Genomic DNA, 14,720 nt, shown 5'->3' on the forward strand with positions numbered 1-14,720 from the left:
AATATGAACACACTAGGACCAGGAATAGTAATCACAGCATTACTTGCCGCAGCGGCTTTTACCATTTATTATCTTATTAAAACTAAGCACATAGAACGCATGGCGAAAATAGAAAGTGGTATGATAGATAAGGATTTTAAAGATTCAGGTAATATCCTTTTGAATTTAGCAATTCTCTTTTTTTCTTTAACAGCAGGAATTTTTGTATCCTATCTATTTTCTGCCAACACCAATATCCCTGATTATGTAACTATTCCAGGATTTCTATTATTTTTTGGTGGCATTGGGTTTCTTATTTCTTACCATGTAAATAAAAAGAAGAGCAATTGATTTCTGAATCGGACAAAGTCCACATAGATAAAATACTTTCAGGAGATAAAGATGCCTTTCGATATTTTATTAAGACCTATCAAGGAATGGCATTCTCCATAGCAATATCTATGGTTAAAAATGAATTCAATGCCAATGATGTGGTTCAAAATTCATTTATAAGAGCTTATAAAGGACTAGGTACTTATAGGTCAGATGCTAAATTTTCTACTTGGCTTTATAAAATAGTTGTGAATGAGGCTTTAAAATTTTTGAAAAAGAATAAAAGGTCTCAACAATTTATTACCTTTATGGATGACCCCATTGATTATTCAAGTAGATTCAATGAAGCCGTAAGTGATTTCGAACTTAATGATAAGAAAATGGAAATTCAGAAAACGATGAATTTAATGAAGCCCAAAGAAGCTCTGCTATTGAAATTACACTATTTACATGAAGAATCAATTATAGAAATAGAAAAAATTACTGGTTTTACAAAATCAAACATAAAAGTATTGCTTCATAGAGCAAGAAAAAGCTTTCTTGCCTTATCAATTGAACATAATAATTTTACAAAATGAATACAACAGAAAAGAACATTAAGAAGCTATTATTGAATACTGACGAATTGAAAGGCATTGATGTTAATCTAGAAGACAACATCATGAATAAAATAAATAGTCAAAAAGATTATAAAGCAATTTTAGTCAAGACCAAACGCAAAGCCAAAATAGGAATTTTTACAAGCTTGATACTTTTCGTCGTTTATGGAATTGTAACTTATATTGAGCTATTAGCGTCTAATAGCTATGGAGAAGCTAATTTAACAAACTTCTACCCTACTTTCTTTGCGTCCCTGGTTGTAATAGTGGTCTATATTGAAATTACATTTGGTGTTGTTGTATTCAGAAAGAGTTTATCCAACTAAAAACATCAATTATTCACTATTTTTACCTTTAAGAAATTTAAGGCATTTTTTTACTCCTTCTTTACTTGCTTACCGTCAATTACCGCTTGTATATTTTCTTTTGCTAAGACAAAATCTTCTTGAATTTCAACCGCTTTTTGAAAACTAGCTTTGGCCAGATCCATTTTATCTTGTTCAAATTCAATCAATCCTTTTAAGTTAGAAATGGCGGCCAATAATGCTACTTGCTGTTGGTAATTTTTGTTTACAGCATAGCTTACTTTTATCTCGCCGGTATCTTTTAATTCCTGTGCTTTTTGTATCGCTTTATAAGCCTCATCATATTTTTTCATAGCAAAATATAAGTTTGCCAATTTGTATGCATGGTAGTTATTATTAGACTTTACCGTTAATTTTGCATAAGATTGAGCAGCTTTATCAAAAGCTCCCATATTCTCTAAAGAAATGGCTTGCATTTCCAAAATTTCTTGTTTGTTACCATCTTTACTCAGTACATCAGCACAGACCATAAAACAGGAAGCAAACTTTCTATCATTAAAATATAAATAGGCTAAACTGTCTTTATATGTACTGTTATCACCCTCTTTGGCAATAATATCGTACATGCTTTTTTTGGCAACGTCAACATCAGCATAACGCAATGCTTGCTTTAACACCACTTTATCTAATGTGGTATCGGTAGTGTTCTGTGCATAAAAAGTAGCAACGGCTAAAAATGCACTTAGGGTAATGTAAAAATTTCTCATAGTTTACTTTTTTGAATGTTTGCAAATTTATTGAAATAAATCTTAATAAAATGCTAAAGTTTTGATAGTGGTTAGTCTATCGTCTTTAGTGGTTAGTTGGTAAATAAATAACAATTAACTAATAACTAAAAAAAGCTTCTCTTATCGAGAAGCTTTTTTCTGGGTGGAAGATGGGGCTCCCCGATAGTTATTCTCTGCGTCATTTCATTTACTTAAAAATATACATCGGGACAGGCTTCTCGCCCCTTACATTTTCCATTTTTCAAACTTCTGAAAAAAAAAAGAGCTGATTCTTTCAAATCAACTCTTGGGTGGAAGATGGGGCTCGAACCCACGACCCTCGGTACCACAAACCGATGCTCTAACCAACTGAGCTACAACCACCATTTACAATTTTGGTGCTCTAACCTCCCGATAGCTATCGGGATGAGCTACAATCACCATTTTAATTATATCGCCAACCTTGCAGGCTTAGCGGATGCAAATATAATCTATTTGCAGTAGTGTTCAAATAAAAATTAAAAAATTTGTAACTTTTTGGACAATTTAATCTACTAATTATATATCATAATAAAATTCATCAAAATGAAGCAAAAAATTTTATCATTTACAATATTCTGTTTGTTAATTAGCTGTGCAAAACCTACCAACAGTGATGAGTTTATAGAAAATGCAACCGGACGTTATTTATATGCTTCCGATCAAGTAGTAGAAGTATATTTTAGAGACAAAGTATTACTGATGACATGGAAAGGTATAAAAGATATTGAACCCATGAAATTAGATAATGATGTGTTTTTTGTAAAAGAAATGAACGAAAAAATAACATTTAAAACAGATCCTGATAATCAAGAACACTATTTGGTGTTGATACCAAAAGATGGTGAATCAGAAATACAATATAAATTTAAAAAATTAGAAAAAGACGAATTGACGCCTGGTGAATATCTAGATAAAAATGAATATGAAAAGGCCCTAAAAGGCTATTTGGCTATAAAAGAAAAAGATTCATTGGATCCTTCTATAAATGAACGAGAAATGAACAGATTGGGTTATTATCATCTACGTAATAATAATACTGAACAAGCTATAAATGTTTTAAAGATTAATGCAGCTTTACATCCTTATAGCGACAACGTGTATGACAGTTTAGGTGAGGCCTATTTTAAAAGTGGAGATACTATACAGGCTATTGTTAATTATAAAAAATCATTGGCTATTGATTCTGGAAATAGACGTGCTAGAAATGTTGTTGAGAGATTTGAAAAAAAAATCGATACTATAAATTAAATCAAATCATCTAATTTATGAACTGCCACATAACGTTCTGCTGTAAATCCTTCGCCATAATCCGTACCAATAAGCCTACCCAAATCTTTAGCTCTGTACTCTACACTTTCTAAAAAATTTTTAGTGGCAATTGGCGAAATGGGCTCATCACTGTCCGGATTATAAAATTGTGACTTGTATGCTTTTATGGCTTTTATTTTTTTATCAATAAATCCAGTAACGTCAACAACAAAATCCGGTTCATGATTCTTCCATTGTATATAATGATAAACATGTTTTGGACGCCATGCTTCTTGTGCCTTACCATCCAATTCTGTTTCTATCTTTCGCAATCCCGATAAAAAACAGGCATCACTTACCAATTTGCTTCCTTTTCCATGATCTATATGCCTATCATCTATGGCATTGCACAACACAATGTTGGGTTGGTATTTTCTGATGATTTTTATGACTTCTAATTGATATTTTTTATCATTTACAAAAAAAGCATCGGCAAAAGCAAGATTTTCACGGACTTTAACATTTAATATTTTAGCAGATTCAGACGCTTCTTTATCACGTATCTCGGCAGAACCTCTCGTTCCCAGTTCACCTCTAGTCAAGTCAAGAATCCCAACTTTTTTTCCCAACGAAATTTCTTTCACCAAGGTTGCTCCACAGCCTAATTCTACATCATCAGGGTGTGCCCCAATAGCAAGTATATCTAATTTCATAAACACCTATTTGAAGTCAAATATACTAAAGTATTTTTAACAAAATTTTAAATGGTTACATTAGCAGCTGCATCAATTTTAACATATTTTTGACATTTGATTGTTACGAATTGACTTAACTACTTATAAATCATGAGGAAACTTTTACTTTCAGCTATTGGTATTGCCATTATTGTGCTTGCTTTAGTTGTATCTTATTATATTGTTGAAAACAGTACAAAACCAAAACCTAAAGTAGAAAAAGTTGTCAAAACAGTTTTTAGTGAAGTTATAAAAAACACTACAGTACCAATTATTATTCCAGCTAATGGAACCTTGGTCGCAAAAAATAGATTAGAACTGTTTTCTGAAGTTCAAGGCGTTTTTCAAAGAAGTTCCAAAGATTTTAAAGCAGGTCAGACTTATAAAAAAGGGCAAACCCTAATAAGTATCAACTCAAGTGAATATTATGCTTCTGTACAATCTGCAAAAAGTAATCTTTACAATACTATTACCGCCATTATGCCCGATTTAAGATTGGATTACCCCTCTGTTTTTCCTGCATGGAATACCTATTTGAAAAATTTTGATATGACAAAAAGTGTAGCTCCCTTGCCCGAGACGACCGAAGAAAAAGTAAATTATTTTATTACAGGAAGAGGTATTATCACTGCCTTTTATAATGTTAAAAATTTAGAGCAACGCTTGTCCAAATACAGTATTCGTGCACCTTTTAACGGTGTCTTAACCGAGGCCTTAGTAACCAAAGGTACTTTGATTAGACCGAGTCAAAAACTTGGAGAATTTATAGATACCTCTGTTTACGAATTAGAATTATCTATTGGAAAAGCATTTAGCGATTTATTACAGATTGGTGAAAATGTCCAACTAAAAACACCCGAAGGCAATGCTACTTATACAGGCAAAGTAACACGTATCAACGGTAGGATAGATCAAGCAACACAAACAATAAAAGTATTTGTGGAAGTCCTTGGAAAGTCGCTAAAAGAAGGTATGTACTTAGAAGCTCAATTAGAAGCTAAAGAGGAGCAAAACGCTATAAAAATTTCTAGAAAATTATTAATTGATGAGTCGGAAATCTTTATTATAAGAGATAGTGTTTTAGATATAATTAAAGTTGACCCTGTTTACTTTTCGCCTAAAGAAGTGGTTGTTAAAGGAGTGCCTGATGGCACCAAGATTCTTTCAAAATCAGTTCCTGGAGCCTACGCAGGTATGTTGGTAAAAATATATGATGAATCTAACAATGAAACTGCAGAATAATTATGAGAAAAGTAATTAGCTATTTCATAAAATATGAAGTTGCAGTTAATGTAATTATCATAGCCTTTCTGATTTTTGGTGTGCTAGGAATGTTGCAATTAAAATCTTCGTTTTTTCCATTACAGGAAGCAGAAATTATATCTATAAATGTTGCTTACCCAGGTGCAGCTCCTCAAGAAATTGAAGAAGGGGTCGTCTTAAAAATCGAGGACAATCTTAAAGGTCTTATTGGTGTAGAACGCGTAACCTCTACCTCAAGAGAAAATGGAGGAAATATAACCGTTGAAATTGAAAGCAATCAAGATATCAATGATATGCTTGCCGAAGTTAAAAATGCGGTTGACCGTGTACCAAACTTCCCTACGGGCATGGAGCCCTTAGTAGTAGCCAAACAAGAACGGACACGCCAAACCATTGATTTTGCCATTAGCGGAGATAATATAGAGCTGGCAGCTCTAAAACAGATTGGCAGACAAATAGAAAACGATATCCGTACCATGGAAGGTATATCGCAAATCAATATTAGTGGATATCCTCAGGAAGAAATTGAAATTGCAGTACGAGAGAATGATTTGTTGGCCTATAATTTAACTTTTGCCGAAGTAGCAAGTGCGGTATCGCAAGCAAATATTTTAACTACTGGAGGAAACATAAAAACAGATGCAGAAGACTATTTAATTAGAGCTAGCAATAGGTCTTATTACGGAAATGAACTGAATAACTTAACGGTTAGAGCTAGAGAAGACGGTACTTTAGTGCGTTTACAAGATGTGGCAACAGTGAAAGACAGGTTTTCCGAAACACCTAATGCTTCTTATTTTAACGGAAATGTTGCCGTAAATGTTGAAATAACAAATACCAACAGTGAAGACCTCATGTCAACCGCTGAACAAGTAAATGCTTATATATCGGATTTCAATCAAAAACATACTGGAATTAAGATAGATGTGGTCAGCGACTCGTCAATTAGACTGGAACAACGTACACAGTTACTTTTAGAGAATGGTACTGTTGGTATACTGCTCGTACTTTTCTTTTTATCGTTTTTTCTAAATATACGATTGGCATTTTGGGTAGCTCTAGGTTTACCAATTGCGTTTTTAGGGATGTTTATTTTTGCCCCGTTATTTAATGTTACCATTAACGTATTATCACTTTTTGGGATGATTATCGTAATTGGTATTTTGGTTGATGATGCCATTGTAATTTCTGAAAATATTTATCAACATTACGAAAAAGGGAAACCACGGGTTCAAGCAGCCATTGATGGTACCATGGAAGTTATGCCTGCTATTTTATCTGCTATTATAACTACGGTGTTGGCATTTTCCACATTTTTGTTTCTTGAAGGAAGAATTGGTGCGTTTTTTAGTGAAGTGTCGGTCATCGTAATGCTTACACTTATTGTTTCACTAGTTGAGGCGTTGATAATTTTACCGGCACATATTGCACATTCCAAAGCATTGGTCAAACTTACCAAAACCGAAGAAGAAAAGAAAAAAGGAATTGCTAAATTCTTTCTTAAATTTCGAAAATTCAATGAATGGGGAGATCGTTTTATGAATTATTGTAGAGATAGGTTGTATAGTCCAGCATTGCGGTTTGCACTTCGGCAACGTTTTATTACGTTTTCTATTTTAATAGCTATAATGATTCTTACCGTTGGCTTTTTTAAGGCGGGAATCATAAGAAGTGCTTTTTTTCCAAATATTGCCAGCGATCGAATAAGTGTTAATCTACTCATGCCCGAAGGCACCAACCCTAAACTTACCGATTCTATTATTACTTTAGTGGAGACGGCTGCATGGAAAGTAAATGAAGAATATACTGAAAAACAAACTGGTAATACACAAGTAATAGAAAACATTATTAAGCGTGTGGGACCAGGAAATAATAAAGCAAGTTTAAGTATAAACTTACTACCTGGTGAAGCCCGCGATTTTAGTTCGCGAGAGATTAATAACTCTATAAGGGATGAAGTTGGAGAAGTATATGGCGTTGAACGTTTAAACTTTGGTTCTGGCGGAAATTTTGGTGGCAGTCCAGTTTCGGTATCTTTATTAGGAAACAATACGGAAGAATTAAAATTGGCCAAAGAGGAATTGAGAACGGTATTGGAAAACAATACCCTTTTAACGGATATTGCCGATACAGATCCTGAAGGCATAAAAGAAATCAATATCGAATTAAAGGAATCCGCTTATGCTCTTGGTCTTAATTTAAGAGAGGTAATGAGCCAAGTAAGAGCTGGATTTTTCGGGTTGCAAGCTCAGCGTTTTCAACGTGGCCAAGATGAAATTCGCGTTTGGGTGCGTTTTGATCGTTCAGATAGGGAATCTATTAATGACCTTGACGAAATGCGAATTGTAACACCATCTGGACAACGTGTACCCTTTGGCGAAATTGCGGACTATACCATCAAAAGAGGAGACGAAAGTATTAGCCATTTAAATGGTAGAAGGGAAATTCAAGTAAATGCCGATTTAAAAGACCCTAAAGGCAGTCCAACAGAAATAATGCAGGATATAAAGGATAATGTAATGCCTCAAATTAGTTCTAAATACCCCACGGTAAGTGCTTCTTATGAAGGACAAAATAGAGAAGCGAACAAATTGACCAATTCCGCGAAAATAGTTGTACCCGTAGTAATTTTCTTGATTTATATAGTCATAGCATTTACTTTTAGAAGTTACAGTCAGCCATTATTGCTCATTTTTATGATTCCTTTTAGCTTTATAGCTGTAGCTTGGGGGCATTGGTTTCATGATTTTCCCATTAACATATTATCGGCATTAGGTATTATTGCATTGATAGGTATTATGGTAAACGACGGTTTGGTACTCATAGGTAAATTCAACTCCTTTTTAAAAGCGGGAATGAAATTCGATGATGCACTTTATGAAGCGGGAAGGGTTAGATTTAGGGCAATCTTTTTAACTTCATTAACAACCATTGCGGGTATCGCACCATTATTATTAGAAAAAAGTCGTCAAGCTCAATTTTTAAAACCAATGGCAATTTCTATTGCTTATGGTATTGGCATAGCTACGGTATTGACCTTATTGATTTTGCCTTTATTATTGTCAATAACCAATAGTTTTAAAACGAACAGCAAATGGTTGGCCACTGGCGATAAAGTTGAAAAAGAAGAAGTAGAACGTGCCATAAAAGAACAAAAAATAGATGAACATTAAAATTTTATACGGCATAATATTATTAATTTCTTTGCCAATTACCGCACAACAATTGTTAACAAAACAAGAAGCCATAAGTGTAGCTCTTGATAATAATTATGGAATTAAAATAGCAGATAACAATTTAAAGATAGCCGAAAACAATAAGAGTATCTATAACTCAGGATATTTACCAACTTTAAGTGGAAATGCCGGGGCTACTTATAATTTGGATAAGACTTCAGCTACCTTTACCGACGGAAGGATTACAAACTTAAGCAGTGCTGAAAGTAGTAGATACAATGCTGCACTAAACTTAAATTATGTACTGTTTGACGGTTTAGGAAGGTATTATGATTATCAAAGTCTAAAAGAACAATACAACCTGTCGGAATTACAAGCTAGGCAAACCATTGAAAATACTGTTTTACAGTTATTTTCGGTGTATTATAATGTGGCAAAATTGACCGAAAACTATCATTTATTGCAGCAAAGCCTTGATATTTCTAAGGATAGGCTAGAGCGTGTACAATACCAGTTTGAATACGGACAAAACAACAAGTTAGCAGTGTTAAATGCTGAAGTTGATGTGAATAACGATAGTATTAATTTATTGAACAACAAACAACTGCTAATCAATGCCAAGCGTGATTTATATGTAGTATTGGGTAAAGATGAAACACCAAATTTTACCGTAGATACACTCGTCAATTTTTCCCTTGCCCCTAATAAGGAAGTATTGTTCGAAAAAGTTAAAACCAATAATGTAGTGTTACAACAATTGGAGAAAAATATTACCATTAGTGAATTTCAAATTAAAGCCAATAAATCTGGCTATTTGCCAACTTTGGGTTTAAACGGAACTTATGGGTGGAACAAAAACAACAACAATGCGGCATCATTTTTAACAACCTCTACCAATACAGGGTTGTCAGGTAGTTTAAGTCTTTCATGGAATGTTTTTGATGGGGGAAGAACAAAAACATTAGTAAATAATGCCAAAATAAATCTTGAAAACCAACAATTAATTAAGCAAGAAACAGAGCTTGATATTACCAGAACTTTTAATAATGCCTATGAAGACTATTTGAACAAACTATTTATATTACAAACACAGGAAAAAAACGTACAAACCAATACCAATAACTTTAACAGAACCCAAGAACGTTTTAAACTAGGGCAAGTAACCTCCATAGAATTTAGGCAAGCACAATTGAATCTTATCAATGCCAAAAATGCTAAAAATAGTGCGAAATATGATGCTAAATTGGCTGAGTTGCAAGTATTACAATTGAGTGGTGATTTGTTAGATACCGCTTTTTGAATATGCTAGAACACTTTTTTCAATGCCCTTGCTGTTGGGAAGAAATATCAATACTATTAGATAATTCAATCTCAAATACAACTTATATTGAAGATTGCGAAGTGTGCTGCCGACCAATCGAAATCAACATAAGTTTTGATTTCGAACAAAATTTAGAAAATTTTTCAGCAGTGTATATTGAGCAATAACTAATTATTACCCTTATATTCTTTTAAATAATTACCTCTTACAATCCTAGCGGTATTATGCTGACCTTCGTGATGCCAACCAGGAGGCATAATTATATAAAGCAACTTGTTTTTCAGTCCCGGTGCTTTAAAAACATCTTTGAACAATGCAACAATTTCGCCAAAATAAACATCGAAGAAATTGCCTGAGTCCATTTGGCGGGTAATACCATATTCAATATCAATGCTTTTATCTTCATCCTGAAACGTACCAAAAACTTTATCCCATATATTCAGTAAATTACAAAAATTGGTATCCATATACAACGGATTCCTTGCATGGTGCACCCTATGATGTGAAGGTGTTAGTATAATTTTGTTTAAAAAACCGAGCCTTCCATCTTTCAGCAAATTTTCACCAATATGAATAAAAGCACCGTACGTACCATCAACAAACATAATTAAAAACAACAATTCTGGTTGAATGCCCAACAGGATACAAATGGTAGTTCTGATGGTGTCCGCGTAAGGTGCTTCTAAAAAAAAGTGGGCATGTGTAACAGAAAGATTCATATTTTCAGGTGCATGATGTGTAGAATGCAAACACCAAAAAAGTCGTACTTTATGCCCTAAATAATGATATATAAAATGGGCAAACTCCCAAATTATATAACCATATATAAACCAATACCAAGTAAGACTTGTTTGAAAAGGGGCATATTTTTGAAAAAGTCCAATACATAAGGTTACCATTGCAATGGCTATGAACCTACCTACAAAACGGTTAAAAACATAAATCAAAAAATTAACCTTATACACCTTTGTCTGTGGTTTTTTATAAACCATGCCCAAGATGAACTCTAAAATAAGCAATAGCGGTATAATTGGGTAAACCAAAGAAACAATTCCGTCATAGGTTTTAAATGCACTATAATCTCCTGTTTGCAAAATATCCCAAGCTTGACTAATACCCAAAAAGCCAATAATTTCGTCAAATAGTGTTTGAAGTATTTCCATAACCAATTGTTAATTAGCTATAAATTTAAAAAAATATTATTCATTCAATAATTCTAACGTAACCAAATACGCACAATGATCTGAAGCCACGGTATCTTGAATTACTTTTGTCTCTAACACACGCCATCTGTTTTTGGGATAAAACATTATATAATCTATCTTTTTTATTGGTTTATCAGACGGATAGGTATTCTTAATATTATTTTTATCATATGAGGCAGTCCATATTTCTTCGAGAATATTTATTGGTGTACTATTGGGTTCAGCATTTAAATCTCCAGCCAAAATGGTTGGATAGCTATTTTTAGAAAACACTTCATTTATTTTTTTGACCTGTGCCAAACGATCTTTTTCGTCTTTTAAATGATCTAAATGTGTGCCAATAAACGAAACAGTATCTTTTGATTTGAGTACAGTTGTTATTTCTAACGCAGCCCTAGGTTCATGATCGTCATAAAAAGGCAAAGGCACATTTCTAGTACTTAAAAACGTAGTTTTAGACAACACTCCTTCACCATATTCGCCACCATCATATTCCATTGCTTTACCAAATATGGGACTCATTTTTGTTCTCCAACCTAATTCTGTAACTAAATCGTATTTTTTTGCCCTATTTGTTTTATTATCCACTTCTTGCAACGCCACAAAGTCGGGATTTGCCTCTATGATGGCATTGGCGATTACATCTAAATTAAATTCACCATTTGTGTTGGCTCCATGTAAGATATTAAATGACAGGACACGGACAATTTTTGTGCTGTCAATTTGGGATTGTGACCAGCCAAATGTTACTGTAAATAGTAAGACTAATAAAATTAAGGTTTTCTGTTTCATTTCTATTTTTCTTTTTTAGTTCCCAATAAATAGAGGACTACACCCGGTCCAGACTTTACTTTTCCAATTTCCCAATTAAACTTTTCATTTCCATCCAAACTTTTTACTATTTCATTCATCTCTTTTACAGAATAAGTTCTGAACGAAGATACAATTCCATCCCACAACACAAAAAGTGGTACAATAGGAATTAAATAAGTAAATATAATTCTTCCAATTTTAAAAGGGCGTATAAATGGCGTCGTAAAAAGTACACTCAGTGGTGAGAACACCATTGCCAAAATACTTGCTACACTTCTTTCTTGTGCTTCAAAAACTCCAATTTCACTATTAGAATCAATAGCATTTTGTAATATTTGGATTGCATCATTAGGTTTAAAATGATGTAAAGACAAGAATTGTGTGCGAAACCCTTTTAGTTCTTCAGGCACATTTCTTGCATCAACTGGCTTTGTTACATATTCAAAATTATCAGCCTTTATTTTAGTACGTTTAAAAGCTGGAATATTTGGATAAAAGTCAGTTAAAATTATCTTTAAATTTGGAATATCTTTTAATAATTCAGAGTTCAGCCAAATTAGACCTCCTCCACCCCCAGAGCCAAGGTCAATGATTTTATCGGTTTTACTTTTTTGCAACCCTTTTTTAAGTATCGGGATAATGGGTTTATAAAGTTTCGTTTTATTAGATAAAAATTGTAAAAAATCTGTTCCGTAATTTCTCAAAAAAGAAGGAAACCATTTTTGGTCTTCAAATTCAAATAGATGTATTCTTCCCATATTACTTTGATGTCTAATTTTTATTTCATCAAGTTACTTATTCTTACGTGATCGGATCTTAACTCTCTCATTATATTTTCCTTCTCCTTTTCATTATCATACTTTCTGGATTGAATGTGCTTGATAAATATGTCAACCTCAGCAAGTGCTTCATCATATAATTTCAATTTTTCATAAATTTTAATTCTTAAGCTTCTGGCCCAACCATTATTTTTGTCTAATTCAATGGCAAAACCAGCCAATTTTAAGGCGTCTGAGAAATTACGATCTTGAAAGAGTAAATATTCAGAAGCACCTGCGTAAATACGCGAGTCTTTGCTCTTTTTGGTAAGTAAATCCGTTTCGATAAGCTCTTCTATTTCACTATCAGTAGTTGTTTTTACATCAAAACTAAATTGAATATTTGCCCACGAAAAGAAAATTTTTGCATCATTTGGTAAAATTTCTATATCGAAATTCAATGCTTCATAAAATCGATCTGATTCATTGGGGATTACAATAAATCGAGCTACATCTTTTTTAGCATCATAATCATAACTTCCATATAGTGATGTGTCTGAATTTAAGATTATTGTCCATTCTTTCTGGTTTGGTATTGTAAAAAGTGAATAACTTCCCGCTTCAATTTTTTGTCCTCCAACGATTACACTTTTATCAAAACTTATTCTAGTGCATTTTCCTGCTCCAGTCCTCCAAACTTTATTCCAAGGAACTAAATGACCAAAAATTTGCCTCTTTCTGACTGATGGTCTTTCATAATCAATAGTAATAACTGTATTTCCTACTGTTTGAGAAATAGTACCATTTGGGCTTAATGATGGATAAGGGTAATCACTATCTTGGGCATTAACATAAAAAAATATTATTATTAAAATAAAAGTAAAAATGGTTTTTTTCATTGGTATTGATTTTTATTATTCTTCCCAAACTTATTATGAAAATTTATCTTAAAGTAATATCAATTGTAAAATTATGTCAAAAAAGTGTAAACATTTTTTTTCATGCTAATCTTTTAATCCCAATTCAATATCTTCAATAATATCCTTTATATCTTCAATACCCACAGAAAAACGCAATAAATTATCAGAAATACTTATTTCTTTTCGTTGTTCGGCCGTTAATAATCCGTGAGAGGTTAACGATGGTAATAAAATGGTAGACTCCACTCCTGCCAAACTCATACTAGGTTTAATTAGTTTCAACTTATTTTGAAAATCAACAGCATTATATTTTGACTTTAACTCAAAAGACAACATACCGCCAAAACCGTGCATTTGGTTTTTAGCGATAGCATGATTTGGATGTGATTTTAATCCAGGATAATAAACTCTTTCAATAGCATTATGGTTTTCTAGATATTCTGCAATGGTCTGTGCATTGGCATTGTGTCTATCAACACGTACGCCTAGTGTTTTAATGCTTCGCTCCAATAAATAAGCTATAAAATCGCTCAAATGACCACCTAAATTTTTAGCCTTGTTCCAAATTTTATCGATATTCTCTTGCGTAGAAGCTACAGCTCCGGCTGAAATATCGGAATGACCACCCAAGTATTTTGTGGCGGAATGAATAGAAATATCTATTCCCAATTCTAATGGTGTTTGATTAATGGGCGAAGCAAAGGTGTTATCGATCATCGTCAATACATCGTGTCTTTTAGCAACGTTGGCAACGGCTTCAATATCAGTAATACTCAGTAGTGGGTTTGAGGGCGTTTCTATATAAATTACTTTGGTATTTGATTTTAGTTGCTCTTCAAAATGTTGAGCTTCTATTCCTTTAGTAAAAGAATATTCGATACCCATTTTATCAAATTCTTCAACAATTAAGTTAAAAGTACCTCCATATATTTCATTTTGCAATACCACGTGGTCTCCGTGATTTAGAAAAGCAAATAAGGTTGTACTAATTGCTGCCATACCCGACCCAAAAAGCAAACCGGCTTCGGCATTTTCTAACGCCGCAATTTTACTAGCAACCGCTTGTTGATTTGGTGTGTTAAAATATCTAGGATAACGTTTGGAATCCACATCCATAAAGGGATAAGAAGTGGTCATATAAATCGGGGAAATCGCTCCGCCAAACTGCTTATCTTTTACTTCGCCTGTATGTGTGCAAATGGTATTTACGCCGTGTTTTTTGGTTTTCATTGTTATAAATTAAAATTAGTGTAATTT

15 protein-coding genes and 1 tRNA gene are annotated in these 14,720 nt (G+C 33.2%); 8 read left to right on the forward strand and 8 right to left on the reverse strand.

The genetic code is table 11. The features are described 5' to 3' along the window. The first annotated feature begins 3 nt into the window (after positions 1-3). Genes U5A88_RS08000 through U5A88_RS08010 form a run of 3 tightly spaced genes read left to right on the forward strand, consistent with a single transcriptional unit; the run spans position 4 to position 1,237 of the window. Positions 4-330: a DUF6249 domain-containing protein gene (locus tag U5A88_RS08000; RefSeq protein ID WP_354205355.1), complete on the forward strand. Its 327-nt coding sequence runs from the start codon at positions 4-6 to the stop codon at positions 328-330. Further along, positions 327-890, forward strand: a complete 564-nt coding sequence (locus tag U5A88_RS08005; RefSeq protein WP_354205357.1) for an RNA polymerase sigma factor — start codon at positions 327-329, stop codon at positions 888-890. The genes U5A88_RS08000 and U5A88_RS08005 overlap by 4 nt, the downstream gene beginning before the upstream one ends. Then, positions 887-1,237 carry a hypothetical protein gene (locus tag U5A88_RS08010; protein WP_354205359.1) on the forward strand — a complete coding sequence of 117 codons (351 nt, stop codon included), beginning with the start codon at positions 887-889 and terminating at the stop codon, positions 1,235-1,237. The genes U5A88_RS08005 and U5A88_RS08010 overlap by 4 nt, the downstream gene beginning before the upstream one ends. Positions 1,238-1,287: 50 nt before the next feature. Here the strand turns inward: U5A88_RS08010 and U5A88_RS08015 are convergent, their stop codons facing one another. Together U5A88_RS08015 and U5A88_RS08020 are read right to left on the reverse strand one after the other, a co-directional pair. Next, positions 1,288-1,983, reverse strand: a complete 696-nt coding sequence (locus tag U5A88_RS08015) for a hypothetical protein (RefSeq protein ID WP_354205361.1) — start codon at positions 1,981-1,983, stop codon at positions 1,288-1,290. A 309-nt stretch (positions 1,984-2,292) separates the two neighbouring features. Further along, positions 2,293-2,368 (reverse strand) — tRNA-His (locus tag U5A88_RS08020). Positions 2,369-2,568: 200 nt separating this feature from the next. Between U5A88_RS08020 and U5A88_RS08025 the strand changes: the two genes are divergently transcribed. After that, entirely contained in the window at positions 2,569-3,273 is a 705-nt protein-coding gene (locus tag U5A88_RS08025) for a tetratricopeptide repeat protein (RefSeq protein WP_354205363.1), read from the forward strand. Here the strand turns inward: U5A88_RS08025 and bshB1 are convergent. Beyond that, positions 3,270-3,986, reverse strand: a complete 717-nt coding sequence (bshB1, locus tag U5A88_RS08030) for a bacillithiol biosynthesis deacetylase BshB1 (RefSeq protein ID WP_354205365.1) — start codon at positions 3,984-3,986, stop codon at positions 3,270-3,272. The genes U5A88_RS08025 and bshB1 overlap by 4 nt on opposite strands. 132 nt (positions 3,987-4,118) lie before the next feature. Between bshB1 and U5A88_RS08035 the strand changes: the two genes are divergently transcribed. From U5A88_RS08035 to U5A88_RS08050, 4 genes are read left to right on the forward strand one after another with little or no spacing between them, the layout of a single operon-like run. Then, positions 4,119-5,249, forward strand: a complete 1,131-nt coding sequence (locus tag U5A88_RS08035) for an efflux RND transporter periplasmic adaptor subunit (RefSeq protein WP_354205367.1) — start codon at positions 4,119-4,121, stop codon at positions 5,247-5,249. 2 nt (positions 5,250-5,251) lie between these two features. Beyond that, complete coding sequence (locus U5A88_RS08040) at positions 5,252-8,443, forward strand: efflux RND transporter permease subunit (RefSeq protein ID WP_354205369.1); 3,192 nt, start codon at positions 5,252-5,254, stop codon at positions 8,441-8,443. Further along, complete coding sequence (locus U5A88_RS08045) at positions 8,433-9,746, forward strand: TolC family protein (RefSeq protein ID WP_354205371.1); 1,314 nt, start codon at positions 8,433-8,435, stop codon at positions 9,744-9,746. The genes U5A88_RS08040 and U5A88_RS08045 overlap by 11 nt, the downstream gene beginning before the upstream one ends. A 2-nt stretch (positions 9,747-9,748) precedes the next feature. Continuing rightward, complete coding sequence (locus U5A88_RS08050; protein ID WP_354205373.1) at positions 9,749-9,934, forward strand: CPXCG motif-containing cysteine-rich protein; 186 nt, start codon at positions 9,749-9,751, stop codon at positions 9,932-9,934. On the opposite strand, the gene U5A88_RS08055 is transcribed toward U5A88_RS08050, so the two are convergent. The 5 genes from U5A88_RS08055 to U5A88_RS08075 form a co-directional block, all read right to left on the reverse strand. Continuing rightward, positions 9,935-10,930: a sterol desaturase family protein gene (locus U5A88_RS08055; protein WP_354205375.1), complete on the reverse strand. Its 996-nt coding sequence runs from the start codon at positions 10,928-10,930 to the stop codon at positions 9,935-9,937. Between the two features lie 36 nt (positions 10,931-10,966). Then, on the reverse strand, positions 10,967-11,764 hold the full coding sequence (locus U5A88_RS08060) for an endonuclease/exonuclease/phosphatase family protein (RefSeq protein WP_354205377.1): 798 nt from the start codon (positions 11,762-11,764) through the stop codon (positions 10,967-10,969). Between the two features lie 2 nt (positions 11,765-11,766). After that, positions 11,767-12,543 carry a hypothetical protein gene (locus U5A88_RS08065; protein WP_354205379.1) on the reverse strand — a complete coding sequence of 259 codons (777 nt, stop codon included), beginning with the start codon at positions 12,541-12,543 and terminating at the stop codon, positions 11,767-11,769. 20 nt (positions 12,544-12,563) lie between these two features. Continuing rightward, positions 12,564-13,442, reverse strand: a complete 879-nt coding sequence (locus U5A88_RS08070; protein WP_354205380.1) for a DUF2911 domain-containing protein — start codon at positions 13,440-13,442, stop codon at positions 12,564-12,566. A 105-nt stretch (positions 13,443-13,547) separates the two neighbouring features. Beyond that, complete coding sequence (locus U5A88_RS08075) at positions 13,548-14,693, reverse strand: trans-sulfuration enzyme family protein (RefSeq protein ID WP_354205382.1); 1,146 nt, start codon at positions 14,691-14,693, stop codon at positions 13,548-13,550. Between the last annotated feature and the right edge of the window lie 27 nt (positions 14,694-14,720).

The sequence above is a fragment of the Aureibaculum sp. 2308TA14-22 genome, from assembly GCF_040538665.1.
Classification (GTDB): domain Bacteria; phylum Bacteroidota; class Bacteroidia; order Flavobacteriales; family Flavobacteriaceae; genus Aureibaculum.

Coding starts and splice junctions, on each gene's coding strand:
- U5A88_RS08000 (WP_354205355.1), top strand. CDS start 4: ATGAACACACTAGGACCAGGAATAGTAATCACAGCATTACTTGCCGCA.
- U5A88_RS08010 (WP_354205359.1), top strand. CDS start 887: ATGAATACAACAGAAAAGAACATTAAGAAGCTATTATTGAATACTGAC.
- U5A88_RS08015 (WP_354205361.1), bottom strand. CDS start 1,983: ATGAGAAATTTTTACATTACCCTAAGTGCATTTTTAGCCGTTGCTACT.
- U5A88_RS08025 (WP_354205363.1), top strand. CDS start 2,569: ATGAAGCAAAAAATTTTATCATTTACAATATTCTGTTTGTTAATTAGC.
- bshB1 (WP_354205365.1), bottom strand. CDS start 3,986: ATGAAATTAGATATACTTGCTATTGGGGCACACCCTGATGATGTAGAA.
- U5A88_RS08035 (WP_354205367.1), top strand. CDS start 4,119: ATGAGGAAACTTTTACTTTCAGCTATTGGTATTGCCATTATTGTGCTT.
- U5A88_RS08040 (WP_354205369.1), top strand. CDS start 5,252: ATGAGAAAAGTAATTAGCTATTTCATAAAATATGAAGTTGCAGTTAAT.
- U5A88_RS08045 (WP_354205371.1), top strand. CDS start 8,433: ATGAACATTAAAATTTTATACGGCATAATATTATTAATTTCTTTGCCA.
- U5A88_RS08050 (WP_354205373.1), top strand. CDS start 9,749: ATGCTAGAACACTTTTTTCAATGCCCTTGCTGTTGGGAAGAAATATCA.
- U5A88_RS08055 (WP_354205375.1), bottom strand. CDS start 10,930: ATGGAAATACTTCAAACACTATTTGACGAAATTATTGGCTTTTTGGGT.
- U5A88_RS08060 (WP_354205377.1), bottom strand. CDS start 11,764: ATGAAACAGAAAACCTTAATTTTATTAGTCTTACTATTTACAGTAACA.
- U5A88_RS08065 (WP_354205379.1), bottom strand. CDS start 12,543: ATGGGAAGAATACATCTATTTGAATTTGAAGACCAAAAATGGTTTCCT.
- U5A88_RS08070 (WP_354205380.1), bottom strand. CDS start 13,442: ATGAAAAAAACCATTTTTACTTTTATTTTAATAATAATATTTTTTTAT.
- U5A88_RS08075 (WP_354205382.1), bottom strand. CDS start 14,693: ATGAAAACCAAAAAACACGGCGTAAATACCATTTGCACACATACAGGC.